This is a genomic window from Hydrogenophaga sp. PBL-H3 (assembly GCF_010104355.1).
Classification (GTDB): Bacteria; Pseudomonadota; Gammaproteobacteria; order Burkholderiales; family Burkholderiaceae_C; genus Hydrogenophaga.
The window spans coordinates 1,165,236-1,182,744 of the sequence record NZ_CP044972.1 but is presented as its reverse complement, the minus strand read 5'-3'; the positions used below and the strand labels follow the sequence as shown (position 1 = coordinate 1,182,744).

Below are 17,509 nucleotides of genomic sequence, written 5' to 3'. Positions count from 1 at the left end.
ACGTGCCCATGACTCCCGGCGAACTTGTCACCGACGAGGGCGTGCACACCCTCAACCCCGGCCGGCGCACGCTCACCCTGGTGGTGAAGAACGGCGCCGACCGCCCGATCCAGGTCGGCTCGCACTACCACTTTGCCGAGGTCAATGGCGCGCTCGACTTCGACCGCAGCGCGGCGCGCGGCATGCGGCTGAACATAGCCAGCGGCACCGCCGTTCGCTTCGAGCCCGGCCAGCAGCGCACGGTGGAGTTGGTGGACTACGCGGGCGACCGCATCGTCCACGGCTTCCGTGGTTTGACACAAGGGAAGCTCTGATGAGCACGATTTCAAGAAGCGCCTACGCCAACATGTTCGGCCCCACCGTGGGAGACCGACTGCGCCTGGCAGACACCGGCCTGATGATCGAGATCGAGAAAGACTTCACCCTGGCCGCCGGCGGCTACGGCGAAGAGGTCAAGTTCGGCGGCGGCAAGACCATCCGCGACGGCATGGCGCAGTCGCAAAGAACCCGCGCCGAAGGCGCCGTGGATACGGTGATGACCAACGCGGTGATCATCGACCACTGGGGCATCGTCAAGGCTGACATCGGCCTAAAAGACGGGCGCATCGTCGCCATTGGCAAGGCCGGCAACCCGGACACGCAGCCCGGTGTGGACATCGTCATCGGCCCGGGCACCGAGGTCATCAGCTGCGAAGGCAACATCGTCACCGCCGGCGGCATCGACAGCCACATTCACTTCATCTGCCCGCAGCAGGTGGACGAGGCGCTGACCTCCGGCATCACCACCATGCTCGGCGGCGGCACCGGTCCGGCCACCGGCACCTTTGCCACCACCTGCACGCCCGGCCCCTGGCACATCGAACGCATGCTGCAGGCCGCCGACGGCCTGCCCATGAACCTGGGCTTTCTGGGCAAGGGCAACGCCAGCCTGCCCGCCCCGCTGCACGAGCAGATCAACGCCGGCGTGATGGGCCTCAAGCTGCACGAAGACTGGGGCACCACGCCCAGCGCCATCAGCAACTGCCTTGATGTCGCCGACGAAACAGACACCCAGGTCGCGATCCACTCCGACACGCTCAACGAGTCGGGTTTCGTGGAAGACACCATCGCCGCCACCAAAGGCAGAAGCCTCTGCGCCTTCCACACCGAAGGCGCGGGCGGTGGCCACGCGCCCGACATCCTGCGCGTGGTGGGCGAGGCCAACTTCCTGCCCAGCTCCACCAACCCGACCATGCCCTACACGGTGAACACGCTCGACGAGCATGTGGACATGCTCATGGTGTGCCACCACCTGGACGCCGGCATTCCCGAAGACCTGGCCTTTGCCGAGAGCCGCATCCGCCGCGAGACCATCGCGGCCGAGGACATCCTGCACGACATGGGTGCCATCAGCATGATGAGCAGCGACAGCCAGGCGATGGGCCGCGTGGGGGAGGTCATCATCCGCACCTGGCAAGCGGCCGACAAGATGAAGAGCCAGCGTGGCTGGCTCGCCAATCCCTCCGTTCGGGCTGAGCCTGTCGAAGCCCTCACACGCAACGACAACTTCCGCGTCAAGCGCTACATCGCCAAGTACACGATCAACCCGGCCATTGCCCACGGCATCTCGCACATCGTGGGTTCGCTCGAAGTCGGCAAATGGGCCGACCTGGTGGTGTGGAAACCCGCTTTCTTCGGTGTGAAGCCCGCGCTCATCCTGAAGGGCGGCAGCATCGCGCTGGCCGCCATGGGCGACCCCAACGCCTCCATTCCCACGCCCCAACCCGTGCACTACCGGCCCATGTTCGCCAGCCTCGGCAGCGCCATGGCGCACAGCAGCCTGACCTTCGTTTCGCAAGCGGCCCTGGCCGCCGGCGTGGGCCAGCGCTACGGCCTGCGCAAGACGCTGGACGCGGTGCGCGACTGCCGCGGCGTGACCAAGGCCAGCATGGTGCACAACAGCCTGTTGCCCAAGATGGAGATCGACCCGCAGACCTACGCGGTGCGTGCCGACGGCGTGCTGCTCACCTGCGAGCCGGCCACACGCCTGCCCCTGGCACAGCGCTACTTTTTGTTCTGAACCACGATCCCATGTTGCAAGCCTCCAAACTCATCCCCCAGGGCCAGGGCCTGGCGCGCAGCATGGTGCAGCGCTCCGCGCACCTGGAACTGGACTGGGACATTCGTCAGAAGAGCCGCTTCGACACCGTGGCCTCCGACGAGCGCCACGTGGGCGTGTTCCTGCCGCGTGGCACCGTGGTGCGCGGGGGCGACGTGCTGATCACGCAAGACGGCTCGCTTTTGCGCGTGGTGGCGGCCCACCAGCCGGTGCTGCGCATCACCGCCTGCCCCGACCACCCGGCGCACGAGCAGGCCTTCGACCTCATGCGCGCGGCCTACCACCTGGGCAACCGGCACGTGCCCATCGAGCTGCGCCCCGACCACCTGAAGATCGAGCCCGACCACGTGTTGGCCGACATGCTGCGTGCCATGCACCTCACGGTGGTGGAGGTGCGCGAGCCCTTCGAACCCGAGGCGGGCGCCTATGGCGGTCATGGTGGCCATGCCAGTCATGGCGCCGGTGACGTTCACGCGCACGCTGCCCACGAGGCTCACGGCCACCACGGACACGACCATCCTCACCACGGTCATGACCACGGCTGACAGGGTCGACGCGCCGCCCCGATCGGCCGCCAGCCTGCTGCAGATCCTCTGGCTCGCCTCACCCGCCCTGCCGGTGGGCGGCTTCTCGTACTCCGAAGGACTGGAGGCCGGCGTCGAGGCCGGCCTGGTGCACGACGAGGCGAGTGCGGCCGCGTGGCTTACCGACCAGTTGCACCTGGGCCTGGCCCGAAGCGATCTGGCCGTGGTGGCGCAAGCCATCCCCGCCTGGCGCGCGAACGACCTGGTGCGCATCACCACGCTCAACCACTGGGTGCTGCAGACCCGCGAGACGCTGGAGTTCCGCCTGCAGAGCGAGCAGATGGGGCGCTCGCTGCTGGAGTGGGCGCGCCAGCTCGGCGAACTGGGCACGGGCGTGTTCGAACAACTGCACAGCGCCCGCCTGGACCCGCCCACCTACCCCGTGGCGTGCGCCTGTGCCGCGGCCAGCACCGCCGCCAGCGTGCACGACAGCCTGGTCGGCTACGCCTTCGGCTGGTGCGAGAACATGGTGCAGGCGTCCATCAAGTCGGTGCCGCTGGGCCAGAGCGCCGGCCAGCGCATGCTGGCCCGCCTGGCGCTGCAGATACCGGCCGCGGTGGACCACGCCATCACCCTGCACGACAATGACCGCCAGGCCTTCACGCCGCTGCTGGCCATCCACTCCGCCCGCCACGAAACCCAGTACTCACGCCTGTTCCGCTCATGACCCCCCTGCACCACATTCCCCGCCGCACCAAGCACCTGCCCCCCCTGCGCGTGGGCATCGGCGGCCCGGTGGGCTCTGGCAAGACCACGCTGCTGGAGATGCTGTGCAAGGCCATGCGCGAGCGCTACGACCTCATCGCCATCACCAACGACATCTACACCAAGGAAGACCAGCGCATCCTCACTGTGAGCGGCGCGCTGCCGGCCGAACGCATCATGGGCGTGGAAACGGGCGGCTGCCCGCACACCGCCATTCGGGAAGACGCTTCCATCAACCTGGAGGCCATCGACCGCATGCTCGGTGAGTTCCCCGACGCCGACGTGGTGTTCATCGAGAGCGGCGGTGACAACCTCGCCGCCACCTTCAGCCCCGAACTCAGCGACCTCACCATCTACGTGATCGACGTGGCCGCAGGCGAGAAAATCCCGCGCAAGGGCGGCCCCGGCATCACCAAGAGCGACCTCTTCGTCATCAACAAGACCGACCTGGCCCCGCACGTGGGCGCCGACCTGGAAGTGATGAAGGCCGACACCGCCCGCATGCGCCCCGACAGCGCGCGCCGGCCCTGGGTGATGACCAACCTCAAGACGCTGGCCGGCGTGGACGAGGTGGTGCGCTTCATCGAGACGCGCGGCATGCTGCCCCAGGCGCAGCCCGAGGCCACCGCCATCGCAGGCTAAAATCGCTGCATTGCCGACGCATCCGGAGACTTGGGTGAGCGGTTTAAACCAGCAGTCTTGAAAACTGCCGACTCGCAAGGGTCCGTGAGTTCGAATCTCACAGTCTCCGCCAACGAATTCAAGGGCCTTGAGAAATCAAGGCCCTTTTTTCTGGCCAGGCGTCAACGCTCGGCGGCCACGCGGCGCAGGCATTCCATCAGCTGTTCGGTGATGCGGGTCGGCGGGCGCCCGCGCACCGTGATCAGGCCCACCGGCGGCAGGTCCACAGGCACCGGCAGCTTGAGCACCTTGAACAGGCCTTCGCGCTCGAAATGCTCGCCCACCGACCGCGCCACAAAGGCCGCCGCCCCGCGCTGCTGCACGAAGGTGCTGATGGCCAGAAACGAGGCCGTTTCGATGATGTCTGCCGGGGGTTGCAGCTTGTGCTTGAAGAACTGCTGCTCCAGCTTCACCCGCAGCGAAGCCCAGGGCGGCGGCAGCACACAGGGCATGGCGGCGAGGTCGGCCCAGGTGGTTTGCTTCTTGCGCGAGAGGGGATGCCCCGAGCCCACCACCGCGACCATCGGCTCGTTGAAGAGTTTCTCGGTCACCAGGTCCGGCGCCGCGTAACCCGGCTCCAGCCGGCCCACGAACAGATCGATCTCACCGAGCCGCAGCTTGGGCAGCAACTGGGTCAGATCGCCCTCTTCCACCAACACCGTGGCCCCGGGCGCGAGCTGCTTGAACTGCGCCACCGCCTGGGCCAGCAACACCGGCAGCGTCACCACCATGGAGCCCACGCGCGTGCGGCCTGCAGCGCCGCTTTCCACCGCCGCGATCTCGCCGCGCGTGCGCTCGAAGTCGGCCAGCACGGACCTGGCGAAGCGCACCAGCGAACGGCCGGCGGAGGTGGGCTCTGTGCCGCGCGTCGAGCGTTCGAACAGGGTGGAGCCCAGCATGCTCTCCACCTCGGTGAGCATCTTGGACACGGCCGGCTGGCTCACGGCCATGAACTCGGCGGTGCGCCCGAGGTGGCGAAACTGATCGAGCGCCACCAGCAACTGCAGGTGGCGCAACTTGATGTTGGAACGCAGGACACGGTCGATGGAAGCCATGGTTTCATCATAACCAACCACTCATGAAGCGATTCCGTTTAACGATTGGATTGTTATGGCCGTATGTCGAACAATCTCGGCTCCACCACAGAGGACGACAATGAAACTCCAACCCCACACCCCGATCTCCCGCCGCCAGCTGCTGGTGGGTGGCAGCGCCACCGCTGCCGGCATCCTCGTGCCATCACTGGCCCTGGCCTCGGAATCGGCCAACTACCCCGAGCGCCCCATCAGCTTCATCTGCCCCTGGCCCGCTGGCGGCACCGCCGATCAGTCGATGCGCGCGATCTGCCTGGTGGCCGCCGGTGTGCTCAAGCAACCCATCGCCGTGGAAAACAAGGCGGGTGCGGCCGGCATGATCGGCGCGAAGGCCATTGCCAGCGCCCGGCCCGACGGCTACACCATCGGCCAGATCCCGATCTCGGTGACCCGCTTCTCCCAGCTCGGCACCCTGCAGGCCGACCCGCGCACCGACTTCACCTACCTCGCCCGCACCTCCGGCCAGACCTTCGGGATCGCGGTGCAGGCCAACTCGAAATTCGCCACGCTCAAGGACATGGTCGCCTTCGCCAAGGCCAACCCCGGGATCGTGACCTACGGCCACGCCGGCATCGGCGGCGCCACCCACGTGGGCATGGAAGAGTTCGCGCTGGCTGCGGGCATCTCGCTCAACGCCATTGCCTACAAGGGCGGCGCGCAGGCACTGTCCGACACGCTCGGTGGTCAGGTCGACCTGCTGGCCGACTCAAGCTCGTGGGCACCACACGTCGAGGCCGGCAAGCTGCGCCTGCTGGCCACCTGGGGCGAGCAGCGCACGCCACGCTTCAAAGACACGCCCACACTCAAGGATCTCGGGTACAAGGTCGTGGTCGACGCGCCCAACGGCATCGGCGCCCCCAAGGGTCTGGACCCGGCGATCGAGAAGAAACTGCGCGACGCCTTCCGCTTCGCCGTCAACAGCACCGAGTTCAAGACCGTGGCCGAGAAGATCGACGCGCCGCTCATGTACCTGGACGGCCCCGACTACAAGAAGTACGTGCAGGTGATGTACGACCGCGAAACACAACTGATCGAGCGCCTCAAGCTCAAAGAACTGCTCAAGAAGGGTTGATCCCATGACGCTCAGCCCCCTGATCCGCCTGCACGCCAACGACAACGTGCTCGTCGCCCGGTCGCCGCTGGCCCTGGGCCAGGACCTGCCCGAGTTCGGCGTCCGGGTGCGCGCGCAGGTGCCGGCCGGCCACAAGATCGCGGCCAGCCGCATTGCGCAGGGGGAGCGCGTGCGCAAGTACGACACCGTCATCGGTGTGGCCGAGCGCGACATCGAGGCGGGTGAATACGTGCACACGCACAACCTGGCCATGTTGGAGTTCGACCGCGACCCCGGCTTCGGCCTGGACGTGAAGCCGGTGGACTACGTGCCCGAGGCCGAGCGCGCGACCTTCATGGGCTTTGTGCGCGAAGACGGCCGCGTGGGCACACGCAACTTCATCGGCATCCTGTCCTCGGTCAACTGCTCGGCCACGGTGATCAAGAACATCGCCGCGCACTTCACGCCCGAGCGCCTGGCGGCCTACCCCAACGTCGACGGCGTGGCGGCCTTTGCCCAGACCAGCGGCTGCGGCATGTCGTCGCCCAGCGAACACTTCGACGTGCTGCGCCGGACCATCGCCGGTTATGCGCGCCACCCCAACATGGCCGGTGTGCTGATCGTCGGCCTGGGTTGCGAGCGCAACCAGGTCGCGGGCCTGGTGGAATCGCAAGGCCTGGAAAGCGGCCGCCTGATGCGCACCATGGTGATGCAGGAGGTGGGCGGCACCCGCGTGACCATCGAAGCGGGCATCAAGGCCATCGAAGACATGCTGCCGCTGGCCAACAGCTACCAGCGCCAGAGCGTGCCGGCGAGCCACATCAAGATCGGCCTGGAATGCGGCGGCTCCGACGGCTTCTCGGGCATCACCGCCAACCCCGCGCTGGGCGCGGCCATGGACATCCTGGTGCGCCACGGCGGCACGGCCATCCTGTCGGAAACGCCCGAGATCCACGGCGTGGAATACATGCTCACGCGCCGTGCGGTGAGCCCCGAGGTCGGCCAGAAACTGCTGGACCGCCTGACCTGGTGGGAGCACTACACGCGCGGCCACAACGGCCAGTTCAACGGCGTGGTCGGCCCGGGCAACCAGGCCGGTGGCCTGGCGAACATCTTCGAGAAATCGCTCGGCTCGGCCATGAAAGGCGGCACCACGCCGCTGCAGGCGGTGTACGAGTACGCCGAGCCAATCGACCAGGCGGGCTTCGTGTTCATGGATTCACCGGGCTACGACCCGGTGGCCTGCACCGGCCAGATCGCCAGCGGCGCCAACCTGATCTGCTTCACCACCGGCCGGGGTTCGATGTTCGGTTCCAAGCCGGCGCCCACCATCAAGCTGGCCAGCAACTCGGTGATGTACCGCAAGCTGGAAGAAGACATGGACGTGAACTGCGGCGCCATCCTCGACGGCGAGGTGGACGTGCCGCAAATGGGCCAGCGCATCTTTGAAGCGATCTTGCGGCACGCCTCGGGCGAGCCGACCAAGAGCGAAGCCCTGGGCCTGGGCGACCATGAATTCGTGCCCTGGCACCTGGGCATCGTGAGCTGAAGCCGCTCACTCCCTTCTCTCTCAAACACACTGGAGTCTTCATGCTGGGCGAACTTGTTCGCGGCGAACTGCTGCGCACGCACAACTTCATCGCAGGCCGCTGGTTGCCTGCTCAGGCGGGCGCCTTGCTCGACGTGGTGGACCCCGCCACGCTGGCCACCATCGCGCAGGTGGCCGACAGCACCGCGGTTGATGCGCAGGCCGCGGCCGACGCGGCACACGCGGCTTTTCCGGCCTGGCGCGACCAGAGCGGGCGCGAACGCGCGCAGTTGCTCAAGCGCTGGCACGCCCTGATCCTGGAACACCGCGAAGACCTGGCGCGCATCATCTCGGCCGAACAGGGCAAGCCCCTGGCCGAGGCGCGCGGCGAGGTGCTCTACGGCGCGTCGTACGTGGAATGGTTCGCCGAGGAAGCCACGCGCACGCACGGCGACATCATTCCCGAGCCGGTGCGCGGTCGAAAAATGATGGCGGTGAAGGAGCCCGTGGGTGTGGTGGCCGCCATCACGCCGTGGAACTTTCCGCTGGCCATGATCGCGCGCAAGATCGCGCCGGCCCTGGCCGCCGGTTGCACGGTGGTGGCCAAGCCCGCGGAAGACACGCCGCTGACCGCCGCCGCCCTGGTGGAACTCGCCCACCGCGCGGGCTTTCCCGCCGGCACGATCAACCTGGTGTGCGCCTCGCGCGAGCACACGCCCGAGGTGGTCGACGCCTGGCTGGCGGACCCACGGGTGCGCAAGATCACCTTCACCGGCTCCACACCGGTGGGCAAGCACCTGGCGCGTGAATCCGCCGGCACGCTCAAGAAACTCTCGCTCGAACTCGGCGGCAACGCGCCCTTCATCGTGTTCGAGGACGCCGACCTGGACGCTGCGGTCGAAGGCCTGATGGTCTCCAAGTTCCGCAACGGCGGGCAGACCTGCGTCTGCCCCAACCGCGTGTTCGTGCACGACACGGTGCACGACCGCTTCGTCGAGAAACTCGCGACCCGCGTTGGCGCCCTGCATGTGGGCCCCGCGAGCGACGAGCGTTCGCAGATCGGCCCCATGATCAACCAGCGGGCGGTCGACAAGATCGAGCGCCACGTGGTGGATGCTGTGGCGCACGGCGCGCGAGTGGTCACCGGCGGACGCCGCCTCAGCGCGTCGGATGCCGGCAGCGCTGGCCACTACTACGCACCCACCGTGCTGGCGGGCGCCAACATGGCGATGGTGCTGGCGCAAGAGGAAACCTTCGGCCCGGTGGTGCCCGTGTTCCGCTTCTCCACCGAAGACGAAGTGGTCGGCCTGGCCAACGACACACCGTTTGGCCTGGCGGCCTACTTCTACACACAGGATGCCAAGCGCATCTGGCGCGTGGCCGACCAGCTGGAGACCGGCATCGTCGGCATCAACGAAGGTGCGCTGGCGGCCGAGGCCGCGCCGTTTGGCGGCGTGAAGGAGTCGGGCTACGGCCGCGAAGGCTCGCGCGATGGCCTGGACGACTACATGCACGTCAAGTACCTCTGCCAAGGGGGCCTGCGATGAGCGGCAACCCCTTCAAGGCCGCGCTGGCGGCACAGCGTCCACAGGTCGGCCTGTGGCTCTCGATGGCCGACCCCTACCTCGCGGAAGTCAGCGCCACCGCCGGTTTCGACTGGCTGCTGATCGACGGCGAGCACGCACCGAACGACCTGCGCACCACGCTGGGCGCCCTGCAGACCGTGGCGCCCTACCCGACGCACCCGGTGGTGCGCGTGGTGTCGGGTGAAGTGCACCTGGTCAAGCAGTTGCTCGACATCGGCGCGCAGACCCTGCTGGTGCCCATGGTGGACACGCCCGAGCAAGCCGCCGCCCTGGTGCAGGCCACGCGCTACCCGCCGCTGGGCATTCGCGGCGTGGGCAGCGCGGTGGGGCGGGTGTCGCGCTGGAGCGCGCGCACCGACTACCTCGACGTTGCCGACAGCGAGGTCTGCCTGCTGGTGCAGGCCGAGACCGTCAAGGCCTTGCAGAACCTGGCCGCCATCTGTGCGGTGGACGGTGTGGACGGTGTCTTCATCGGCCCGGCCGACCTAGCGGCCTCGATGGGCCACCGCGGCAAGCCCGGTCACCCCGAGGTGCAGGCCGCGATCGAGCAGGCCATGAAAACCATCGTGGCCAGCGGCAAGGCCGCCGGCACGCTCACCTCGGACCCGGCCCTGGCGCGGCGCTACCTGGCGCTGGGCTGCACCTTCGTTGCCACCGGTGTGGACGTGCTGCTGTTCGCCAACGCAGCGCGCAAGCTCGCCACCGACTTCGGGCGCGGCACCGCGGCCCCGGCCGAGCGCTCGGCCGCCTACTGATCGCCTTCGCATGACCACCCCAGCATCGCCCACCATCGTCGTCGCGCTCACCGCCATCGTGGGCGAACGAGCCTGCCTGAGCGGCGCCGACACCGACGCCTTCACCACCGACTACCGACGCCTCTACCTCGGCAAGGCGGTCGCTGTGGTGCTGCCCGCCAGCACCGACGAACTCAGCCGCGTGATGGCTTGGTGTTACACCCACGGCGTGCCGGTGGTGCCGCAGGGTGGCAACACCTCGCTGATGGGCGGCTCGGTGCCCGACGACAGCGGCACGGCGGTGGTGGTGAGCCTCAAGCGCATGAACCAGGTGGTCGAGGTCGATGCGGTGAACGACACGCTCACCGTGCAGGCCGGCGTCACCCTGAGTGCCGCGCGCAGCGCCGCCGAAGCGGCGGGTCGGCTGTTTCCGCTGCGCATCGGCTCCGAAGGCTCCTGCCAGATCGGTGGCAACCTCTCCACCAACGCGGGTGGCACCGCCGTGCTGCGCTACGGCAACATGCGCGACCTGGTGCTCGGCGTGGAAGCGGTGCTGCCCGACGGTCGCGTGTACTCGGGCCTGCGCGCGCTGCGCAAGGACAACACCGGCTACGACCTCAAGCAACTCTTCGTGGGCTCCGAAGGAACGCTGGGCATCATCACGGCCGCCGTGCTCAAGCTGATGCCACTGCCCCGCTCCTCGTCGGTGGCCTTCGTGGCCGTGGCCTCACCCGCCGCCGCCGTGGCCCTGCTCGGCGAAGCCAAGCGCACGGCAGGCCAGGCCGTCACCGCGTTCGAGCTCGTGTCACGGCCCGCGCTGGACCTGGTGCTGGCCTACCTCGGTGGCGAGAAGTCGCCACTGGCCGGGTCACACGACTGGATGGTGCTGATCGAACTCACCGCCGGCACCGACGCCGACAGCCTGGACCAGACCATGGTGCAGCTGCTCGAAGCCGGCCTGGAGGCGGGTCTGGTGCTCGACGCTGCGGTCGCCGCCAGCGGCACCGACGCGCTGGCGTTCTGGCGCATCCGCGAAGAGATCTCGGACGCGCAGACGCGCACCGGCGGCAGCATCAAGTGCGACGTGTCCGTGCCGCTCTCGCGCATCGCCGGCTTCATCGAGGAAGCCACCGCCGCCGTGCTCGCGCTGGAGCCGCGCACACGCATGGTGGTCTATGGCCACATGGGCGACGGCAATGTGCACTTCAACCCTTTGCGCCCGGCCGACACCAGCGCGGCCGACTACATGGCCGCCTGCTACACACAGGTCTCGCACGCGGTGGATGCACTGGCCCACGCGGCGGGTGGTTCGATCTCGGCGGAGCACGGCATCGGGGTGGCCAAGCGCGACGACCTGACGCTGTACAAATCGCCGGTCGAGCTTGAGCTGATGTGGCAGGTGAAGAAGGCGCTGGACCCGAAGAACCTGCTCAACCCCGCGAAAGTGCTGCCCGCGCCGCATTGAGTGCGGGCATCGCCCCACTTCAAATAAGATCAATTCTCATTTAAGATGGCATCGCAAGCCACCTGAAGTCCTTCGTCACCGTCGAATCCGGACCGGCAGCCAGCACCGCTCGCACCTTGTTGCGTTGTCAGAAACCTGCCTGGAGACCGCTGTGAACGACCCCACCGAACCGACCGCCGACGAAGAACATGTATTGCCCTGCACCGAGGCCATGCTGGCCGGCACGCTGGCCCTGATGACGGGACACGCCCAGAGCGCCTGCGCCACGCAGCGCGATCTCATGGGCAGGAAGATCCGATCCAACCTGTTTTTCCTGGGCCAACACCCAGGGCTCACGCCGAGCTTTCGGACCGTGCTTCAGCGCATGCACCAGCACTGGGACACGCTGGTGAAGGCCTGCGACGCGACGATCACGTCTTCCGCGCTGTGCAACGAAGACCTCTTGCCGGAGCGGCGCCTCTGGCACACCACGGTGTCCACGGTGCAATGAGCGTCAAGCGAACCTCGATGCTGTTGCGCATGAGGTGACTGAAGTCAACGATGACCGAAGACCTGTTTCAAACCCGGGCGGGGCGCGGCCATCCCTCTGACAGTTGCGCGCCCCGCCACACAGGTCGCCCGCATCACTGCTGATTCAGTTGACCCACTTTCACGCCGCCGACAGCACGCAGACCGGCCTGGCGAATCTGTTCGGCTTGCTCGGGCGTGGCCACCACGGGGTACTTGTTGTCGGCGAAGTCCACCAGACCCAGGCGCTGGGCTTCGTTGAGCTCGGCCAGCACCTGTGCGCGAGTCTTGCCGGGGCCGGTGGGCACCTTGAACGTCACGATGTCCGGGTCACCCAGCTGGCCCAGGCGACGGGCTTCGGCGAGTTCGGCCAGCACCTGTGCGCGGGTGACGGTGGAGCCGGCAGGCACTTCAAATTTCACGATGGTGCCGTCGGGCAACTGGCCTGCATCGCGGGCGGCGATGGCCTGGGCTTGCACCTCGGCGCGGGTCAGCGGGGCGTTCTGGGCCATGGCGGTACCGGCGGTGGCAACGAGGATCAGGGGAAGGAGGATGCTGGTCGAGCGATTCATGATGATTCCTTGTGAGAGCGTTGGGGAGGAGACTGGTGTGCCGCTTTGTGTTCGGCACAGAGAGAACTTTAAAAACCGAGGTTGTCGTTTCCCGAACGCCAGAATGACAAATTCGTAATGCAGCAAAAAGCCCGTTTCCACGACAATCGGGTGTACTCCCCAGGGGTGTCACGCCCCTGCCTTGCAACCCCGGTTGGATTCCTGCCATGCGCGTGCTGGTCATTGAAGACGAAGCCAAGATCGCTGACTACGTCAAGCGCGGCCTGTCCGAGGCCGGCTATACGGTGGACGTGGCGCGCGATGGCATCGAAGGCCGCTACCTCGCGCTCGAAGGCGACTACCAGCTGGTGGTGCTCGACATCATGTTGCCGGGCATCGACGGATTTGGCGTGCTGGCGGCCTTGCGTGAGAAGCGCGGTACGCCGGTGCTGATGCTCACCGCGCGCGATCGCGTGGAAGACCGCGTGCAGGGCCTGCAGGCCGGTGCTGATGACTACCTCGTCAAGCCGTTTGCCTTCTCAGAACTGCTGGCCCGCGTGGGCGCGCTGCTGCGCCGCGGCCCGGCGGCGTCGGAGTCAGCCAACACCCGAATGGCGGTGAGCGACCTGGAGATGGACCTGCTCAGCCGCAAGGCCTGGCGCGCAGGGCAGCGGCTGGAGCTCACCGCCAAGGAGTTCTCGTTGCTCGCGCTGCTGGCGCGGCGCAAGGGCCAGATCCTGTCGCGCACCACGATTGCCGAGCAGGTGTGGGACATGAACTTCGATTCCGACACCAACGTGGTGGAAGTGGCCGTGCGTCGTCTGCGCTCCAAGATGGACGACCCTTTCAAACCCAAGTTGCTGCACAACGTGCGCGGCATGGGCTATGTGCTGGAGGAGCGCGCGTGAACACCACAACGCTGGACACCCCACGGGTGGGCGACGCACCAACGGCAGCGCCCTGCACCTATTCCATCGGCCGGCGGCTCTCGCTGCTGCTGGCGATCCAGACCGTCATCGGTCTGGGTGTGCTGCTGGCCTTCATCTACGGCGCGACCTCCATGCTTTTTGTGGCCAAGCACGAGGAGGAGCTGCGCAGCTACTCGAGCGTGCTGGTCGATGTCGTGCGCGAGGCCGAATTCAAAGGGGGCGAAGCCGAGGTCAGGGCCAAGCTCGCCTGGCTGGCCGAGCGGCGCCCGGGCACGTTCGTGCGGATGCAGCGTGCCGACGGCAGCGAGCTCTACCGTGACGCCGAGCCCACCTTCGACGTGACCCAGCCCAGCGCCCGTGGCAAGGGCTTCACCGTGCCCACCAAGGACGGCAGCGCGCTGCAGGGCCGGCTGGTGCTGGACTGCTCGCAGGACGCCAAGACCGCCAGGCGCATGGCCCTGCTGCTGGTGGGCGCCGTGCTCGCCGGTGCAGCCCTGGTGGGCTGGGGCACCTTCTGGCGCGTGCGCTGCAGCCTGCGCCCCCTGCTCGACCTTGCCGCCCAGACCAAGGCCATCGACGCGCGGCGCCTGGGGCAGCGGCTCTCGCTGGACGAGACGGCAGAAGAACTGCAGCCGCTGATCGACCAGTTCAATGGCCTGATGCAGCGCGTGGAGCGCACCTACGTGCAACTCGAAGGCTTCAACGCCGACGTGGCCCACGAACTGCGCACGCCCCTGGCCAACCTGATCGGTCAAACCGAGGTGGCGCTCAGCCGCGAACGCAGCGTTGGCGAGCTCGAAGACACGCTGCACTCCAACCTGGAAGAGCTGCACCGCATGGCGGCCATCGTCAACGACATGCTGTTCCTCGCGCAGGCCGACCGCGGCGTGAAGGCGCGGCGCGGCGCGGCGGTGAGCCTGGCCGGGCTGGTGCAGCAGGTGGTGGAGTTCCACGAAGCGCCGATGGAGGAGCGTGGTCTGACCGTGACCATTGACGGCGACACCGCGTTGTCGGTGGATGAGCCGCTGGTCAAGCGCGCCCTGTCCAACCTGCTGGGCAACGCGATCCGCTACGCCAACCCAGGCTCGACGCTGTGCGTGCGCATCGCCCGTGAGTCGGGTGACAGCGTGCGGCTGTGGGTGGAAAACGCAGGGCCGTCGATCGAGCCCGAACACCTGCCGCGTCTGTTTGACCGCTTCTTCCGCGCCGACATCTCGCGCTGCGAAATGGAGAAACCGCACCACGGATTGGGCCTGTCCATCGTGGCGGCCATCGCGCGCATGCACGACGGTTTTCCCGCCGCCGAGTCCAGCGGGGGCACCACCCGCGTGGGCTTCAGCCTGCACGCCGCCAGCGCGGCAGCCTGAGGCCGCGAGGCATCAATCCGCCAGAAACAGGGCCTGCAGGTCGCTGAGGAAATCGAAGCCGCGATCGGTGGGCCACACCCGAGCCGCATCGCGCGCAATCAAGCCTTTTTGCACCGCCTGCGCCAGGCAGGGTTCGATGCTGGAAAGTGGCAAGCCAGTGCGCTCCATGAACTGCTGCAGGGAAAAACCTTCCTTCAACCGCATGGCGTTGAGCATGAATTCAAACGGCAACTCGGTGCGCGAGACTTCATCGGCACTGACCACGGCGTTGCCCGCCATCGCCCGCTCCATGTACAGGCGCGGCTCGCGCACGCGCACCGGGCGCGCCACGCGGTGGGCAAAACTCAGCTTGCTGTGAGCGCCCGCTCCAATGCCCAGGTAGTCACCGAACTGCCAGTAGTTGGTGTTGTGCCAGCAACGGTGCCCCGCGCGCGCATAGGCCGACACCTCGTAACGCTCCAGCCCTGCCGCGCCGGTGATCTCCGTGATGCGGTCGAGCATGTCCCAGGCCTCGTCTTCGGGCGGCAAGGCCGGCGGGTACTTGGCGAAGTAGGTGTTGGGCTCCAGCGTGAGGTGGTAGATGGAGATGTGTGGCGGAGAAAAGCCCAGCGCGGTGCGCACGTCCGTCTCACAATCGGCCAGCGTCTGCCCGGGCAACGCATACATGAGGTCGAGGTTGAAGGTATCAAAGGCCTGCGCGGCTTCTTCCACCGCAGCCATGGCTTGGTCTCGATCGTGCACGCGGCCCAGCGCCTTGAGGTGTGCGTCGTTGAAGCTCTGCACGCCAACGGACAAGCGCGTCACACCCGCAGCGCGAAACGCGCGGAAACGGTCTTTCTCGAATGTGCCCGGGTTGGCTTCGAGCGTGATCTCGGCATCGGCGTCGAGTCTCAACAGGGCGCGCACATCGCACAGCAACCGGTCGATGGACGCCGGTGAAAACAGGCTGGGCGTGCCGCCACCAATGAACACGCTGTGCACCGTGCGGCCCCAGATCAGCGGCAACGATGCCTCCAGATCGGCGCGCAAGGCATCCAGGTAACGCGATTCGGGCAGAGGCTGGTCGGGCTGGGATGTGGCGGTCCACTCGTGCGAATTGAAATCGCAATACGGACACTTCTTCAGGCACCAAGGCAGGTGGATGTAGAGAGACAGCGGAGGCAGGCTTTGCAGCTGCAGCGTGCCAGGGCGCATCCAGTGACGCACATCGTTCCACGGCACCTCGGGCTTGACCGCCTTGCGGCCAGGCAGGCCGCCGGGCCAGGACACCGGCTTGTCTGCACTCATGGTGCGAACCAGCGCTCGCGCATCAGCTCCAGCATCTGCTGGGCCGCACGTCCGCGATGGCTGTTGGCGTTCTTCACCTCGGTGGGCAGCTCGGCAAAGGTCTTGCCGAAGGCCGGCAGGTACATCACCGGGTCGAAGCCAAAACCGTTCTCGCCAATGGGCTCCTGCGTGATGAGACCGGGCGCTCGGCCCGTGGCCACCAGAGGCTCGGGGTCGTCGGCGCTGCGCAGGGCCACCAGCGTGCTGACCAGCGCGGCGCGGCGGTCCTGAATGCCCTGCATCTGTTCGAGCAACGCACGAACGTTGTTGTCGTCGCCTTTCGCGTACCCAAACTGCGTGGCGTAGTACGCCGTGTCGACCCCGGGCAGCCCACCGAACACCTCGACACACAGCCCGGCATCGTCAGCCAGCGCTGGCAGACCGCTGAGCCGTGCCGCGTGGCGCGCCTTGGCGAGTGCGTTTTCCACAAAAGTGCGGTGCGGCTCGGGCGCCTCGGGAATGTTCAGGTCGGCCTGGCGCACCAACTCGATGCCCAGCGGCGCAAAGAGCGCTTGCAGCTCGGCCAGCTTGCCCTTGTTGTTCGACGCCAGGACCAGTTTCATGCCTTGTTAAGACCCAGGCAGCTGCGTTGCAGTGCCACCAGTTCGTCGATGCCTTTTTCAGCCAGTGCCAGCAGCGCGTCCATCTCGCGGCGTGTGAAGGCCACGCCCTCAGCCGTGCCCTGCACTTCCACGAAGTGCCCGGCGCCGGTCATCACCACATTCATGTCGGTGTCGCAAGCCGAGTCTTCCACGTACTCCAGATCGAGCAGCGGCACGCCATCCAGAATGCCGACCGAGATCGCGGCCACGTGGTCCTTGATGGGCGACGCTGCGATCTTGCCCTCGGTGATCAACCTGGAGACCGCATCGTGCGCGGCCACGAAAGCACCGGTGATGCTCGCCGTGCGGGTGCCACCATCGGCCTGGATCACGTCGCAATCGAGCGAGATGGTGCGCTCGCCCAGCGCCTTGAGGTCGAACACAGCGCGCAGCGAGCGGCCGATCAGGCGCTGGATCTCCTGTGTGCGCCCGCTCTGCTTGCCCTTGGCCGCCTCGCGGTCGCTGCGTGTATGGGTGGCGCGCGGCAACATGCCGTACTCGGCTGTCACCCAGCCTTCACCACTGCCGCGCTTGTGCGGCGGCACCTTCTCTTCGACCGAAGCGGTGCACAGCACCTTGGTGTGGCCAAACTCGATCAGCACCGAACCTTCGGCGTGCATGGTGTAGCTGCGGGTGATGCGCACAGGGCGCAAGGCATCAACGGCCCGTTGGCCGGGTCGGGAAACGTCGCTCATGGGGAA

At 67.2% G+C, this 17,509-nt stretch carries 18 protein-coding genes and 1 tRNA gene; 14 read left to right on the top strand and 5 right to left on the bottom strand.

Features of this window, described 5'->3' with window-relative positions; genetic code table 11:
- Positions 1-8: 8 nt before the first annotated feature.
- The 6 genes from F9Z44_RS05745 to F9Z44_RS05720 all read left to right on the top strand — a co-directional run bounded on the left by F9Z44_RS05745 (position 9) and on the right by F9Z44_RS05720 (position 4,141).
- Positions 9-314 (top strand): urease subunit beta, encoded by a 306-nt coding sequence (locus F9Z44_RS05745; RefSeq protein ID WP_159604341.1) that lies wholly within the window; start codon positions 9-11, stop codon positions 312-314.
- A complete protein-coding gene (gene ureC, locus F9Z44_RS05740; protein ID WP_159604339.1) occupies positions 314-2,059 on the top strand; it encodes an urease subunit alpha in 1,746 nt (581 codons plus the stop codon). The genes F9Z44_RS05745 and ureC overlap by 1 nt, the downstream gene beginning before the upstream one ends.
- A gap of 11 nt (positions 2,060-2,070) precedes the next feature.
- Positions 2,071-2,643, top strand: coding sequence for an urease accessory protein UreE (gene ureE / locus F9Z44_RS05735; RefSeq protein ID WP_159604337.1), 573 nt, complete (start codon positions 2,071-2,073; stop codon positions 2,641-2,643).
- The gene (locus F9Z44_RS05730; protein WP_159604335.1) at positions 2,630-3,349 is read left to right on the top strand and encodes an urease accessory protein UreF; all 720 of its coding nucleotides are present in this window, start codon (positions 2,630-2,632) and stop codon (positions 3,347-3,349) included. Before ureE ends, F9Z44_RS05730 begins: the two co-directional genes overlap by 14 nt.
- Positions 3,346-4,029, top strand: coding sequence for an urease accessory protein UreG (ureG, locus tag F9Z44_RS05725; protein WP_159604333.1), 684 nt, complete (start codon positions 3,346-3,348; stop codon positions 4,027-4,029). Before F9Z44_RS05730 ends, ureG begins: the two co-directional genes overlap by 4 nt.
- A gap of 24 nt (positions 4,030-4,053) precedes the next feature.
- Positions 4,054-4,141 (top strand) — tRNA-Ser (locus F9Z44_RS05720).
- 49 nt (positions 4,142-4,190) lie between these two features.
- Here the strand turns inward: F9Z44_RS05720 and F9Z44_RS05715 are convergent.
- On the bottom strand, positions 4,191-5,123 hold the full coding sequence (locus F9Z44_RS05715) for a LysR substrate-binding domain-containing protein (protein ID WP_159604331.1): 933 nt from the start codon (positions 5,121-5,123) through the stop codon (positions 4,191-4,193).
- 100 nt (positions 5,124-5,223) lie between these two features.
- Between F9Z44_RS05715 and F9Z44_RS05710 the strand changes: the two genes are divergently transcribed.
- The 6 genes from F9Z44_RS05710 (at position 5,224) to F9Z44_RS05685 (ending at position 12,016) form a co-directional block, all read left to right on the top strand.
- A complete protein-coding gene (locus F9Z44_RS05710; protein ID WP_159604329.1) occupies positions 5,224-6,234 on the top strand; it encodes a tripartite tricarboxylate transporter substrate binding protein in 1,011 nt (336 codons plus the stop codon).
- Between the two features lie 4 nt (positions 6,235-6,238).
- Positions 6,239-7,762, top strand: coding sequence for a UxaA family hydrolase (locus F9Z44_RS05705; RefSeq protein ID WP_159604327.1), 1,524 nt, complete (start codon positions 6,239-6,241; stop codon positions 7,760-7,762).
- Between the two features lie 41 nt (positions 7,763-7,803).
- Positions 7,804-9,288, top strand: a complete 1,485-nt coding sequence (locus tag F9Z44_RS05700) for an NAD-dependent succinate-semialdehyde dehydrogenase (RefSeq protein WP_159604325.1) — start codon at positions 7,804-7,806, stop codon at positions 9,286-9,288.
- Positions 9,285-10,082 carry a 4-hydroxy-2-oxoheptanedioate aldolase gene (gene hpaI / locus F9Z44_RS05695; RefSeq protein WP_159604323.1) on the top strand — a complete coding sequence of 266 codons (798 nt, stop codon included), beginning with the start codon at positions 9,285-9,287 and terminating at the stop codon, positions 10,080-10,082. The genes F9Z44_RS05700 and hpaI overlap by 4 nt, the downstream gene beginning before the upstream one ends.
- Before the next feature lie 10 nt (positions 10,083-10,092).
- Positions 10,093-11,526, top strand: a complete 1,434-nt coding sequence (locus tag F9Z44_RS05690) for an FAD-binding oxidoreductase (RefSeq protein ID WP_159604321.1) — start codon at positions 10,093-10,095, stop codon at positions 11,524-11,526.
- Between the two features lie 151 nt (positions 11,527-11,677).
- Complete coding sequence (locus F9Z44_RS05685) at positions 11,678-12,016, top strand: hypothetical protein (RefSeq protein ID WP_159604319.1); 339 nt, start codon at positions 11,678-11,680, stop codon at positions 12,014-12,016.
- Between the two features lie 133 nt (positions 12,017-12,149).
- On the opposite strand, the gene F9Z44_RS05680 is transcribed toward F9Z44_RS05685, so the two are convergent.
- Entirely contained in the window at positions 12,150-12,605 is a 456-nt protein-coding gene (locus tag F9Z44_RS05680; protein WP_159604318.1) for a DUF4148 domain-containing protein, read from the bottom strand.
- A gap of 206 nt (positions 12,606-12,811) precedes the next feature.
- Here F9Z44_RS05680 and F9Z44_RS05675 point away from each other — a divergent pair, with 206 nt between their 5' ends.
- Both F9Z44_RS05675 and F9Z44_RS05670 read left to right on the top strand, forming a co-directional pair.
- Complete coding sequence (locus F9Z44_RS05675) at positions 12,812-13,492, top strand: heavy metal response regulator transcription factor (RefSeq protein WP_159604316.1); 681 nt, start codon at positions 12,812-12,814, stop codon at positions 13,490-13,492.
- The gene (locus F9Z44_RS05670; protein ID WP_201450013.1) at positions 13,489-14,880 is read left to right on the top strand and encodes a heavy metal sensor histidine kinase; all 1,392 of its coding nucleotides are present in this window, start codon (positions 13,489-13,491) and stop codon (positions 14,878-14,880) included. Before F9Z44_RS05675 ends, F9Z44_RS05670 begins: the two co-directional genes overlap by 4 nt.
- A gap of 12 nt (positions 14,881-14,892) precedes the next feature.
- Here F9Z44_RS05670 and hemW read toward each other — a convergent pair whose 3' ends face one another.
- From hemW to rph, 3 genes are all read right to left on the bottom strand, one after another.
- Positions 14,893-16,074 carry a radical SAM family heme chaperone HemW gene (gene hemW, locus F9Z44_RS05665; RefSeq protein ID WP_236574328.1) on the bottom strand — a complete coding sequence of 394 codons (1,182 nt, stop codon included), beginning with the start codon at positions 16,072-16,074 and terminating at the stop codon, positions 14,893-14,895.
- 89 nt (positions 16,075-16,163) lie between these two features.
- Entirely contained in the window at positions 16,164-16,769 is a 606-nt protein-coding gene (gene rdgB / locus F9Z44_RS05660; RefSeq protein ID WP_159604312.1) for an RdgB/HAM1 family non-canonical purine NTP pyrophosphatase, read from the bottom strand.
- Positions 16,766-17,503 (bottom strand): ribonuclease PH, encoded by a 738-nt coding sequence (gene rph / locus F9Z44_RS05655; protein ID WP_159604310.1) that lies wholly within the window; start codon positions 17,501-17,503, stop codon positions 16,766-16,768. Before rph ends, rdgB begins: the two co-directional genes overlap by 4 nt.
- Positions 17,504-17,509 lie beyond the last annotated feature (6 nt).

Coding starts and splice junctions, on each gene's coding strand:
- F9Z44_RS05745 (WP_159604341.1), top strand. CDS start 9: ATGACTCCCGGCGAACTTGTCACCGACGAGGGCGTGCACACCCTCAAC.
- ureC (WP_159604339.1), top strand. CDS start 314: ATGAGCACGATTTCAAGAAGCGCCTACGCCAACATGTTCGGCCCCACC.
- ureE (WP_159604337.1), top strand. CDS start 2,071: ATGTTGCAAGCCTCCAAACTCATCCCCCAGGGCCAGGGCCTGGCGCGC.
- F9Z44_RS05730 (WP_159604335.1), top strand. CDS start 2,630: ATGACCACGGCTGACAGGGTCGACGCGCCGCCCCGATCGGCCGCCAGC.
- ureG (WP_159604333.1), top strand. CDS start 3,346: ATGACCCCCCTGCACCACATTCCCCGCCGCACCAAGCACCTGCCCCCC.
- F9Z44_RS05715 (WP_159604331.1), bottom strand. CDS start 5,123: ATGGCTTCCATCGACCGTGTCCTGCGTTCCAACATCAAGTTGCGCCAC.
- F9Z44_RS05710 (WP_159604329.1), top strand. CDS start 5,224: ATGAAACTCCAACCCCACACCCCGATCTCCCGCCGCCAGCTGCTGGTG.
- F9Z44_RS05705 (WP_159604327.1), top strand. CDS start 6,239: ATGACGCTCAGCCCCCTGATCCGCCTGCACGCCAACGACAACGTGCTC.
- F9Z44_RS05700 (WP_159604325.1), top strand. CDS start 7,804: ATGCTGGGCGAACTTGTTCGCGGCGAACTGCTGCGCACGCACAACTTC.
- hpaI (WP_159604323.1), top strand. CDS start 9,285: ATGAGCGGCAACCCCTTCAAGGCCGCGCTGGCGGCACAGCGTCCACAG.
- F9Z44_RS05690 (WP_159604321.1), top strand. CDS start 10,093: ATGACCACCCCAGCATCGCCCACCATCGTCGTCGCGCTCACCGCCATC.
- F9Z44_RS05680 (WP_159604318.1), bottom strand. CDS start 12,605: ATGAATCGCTCGACCAGCATCCTCCTTCCCCTGATCCTCGTTGCCACC.
- F9Z44_RS05675 (WP_159604316.1), top strand. CDS start 12,812: ATGCGCGTGCTGGTCATTGAAGACGAAGCCAAGATCGCTGACTACGTC.
- hemW (WP_236574328.1), bottom strand. CDS start 16,074: ATGCGCCCTGGCACGCTGCAGCTGCAAAGCCTGCCTCCGCTGTCTCTC.
- rdgB (WP_159604312.1), bottom strand. CDS start 16,769: ATGAAACTGGTCCTGGCGTCGAACAACAAGGGCAAGCTGGCCGAGCTG.
- rph (WP_159604310.1), bottom strand. CDS start 17,503: ATGAGCGACGTTTCCCGACCCGGCCAACGGGCCGTTGATGCCTTGCGC.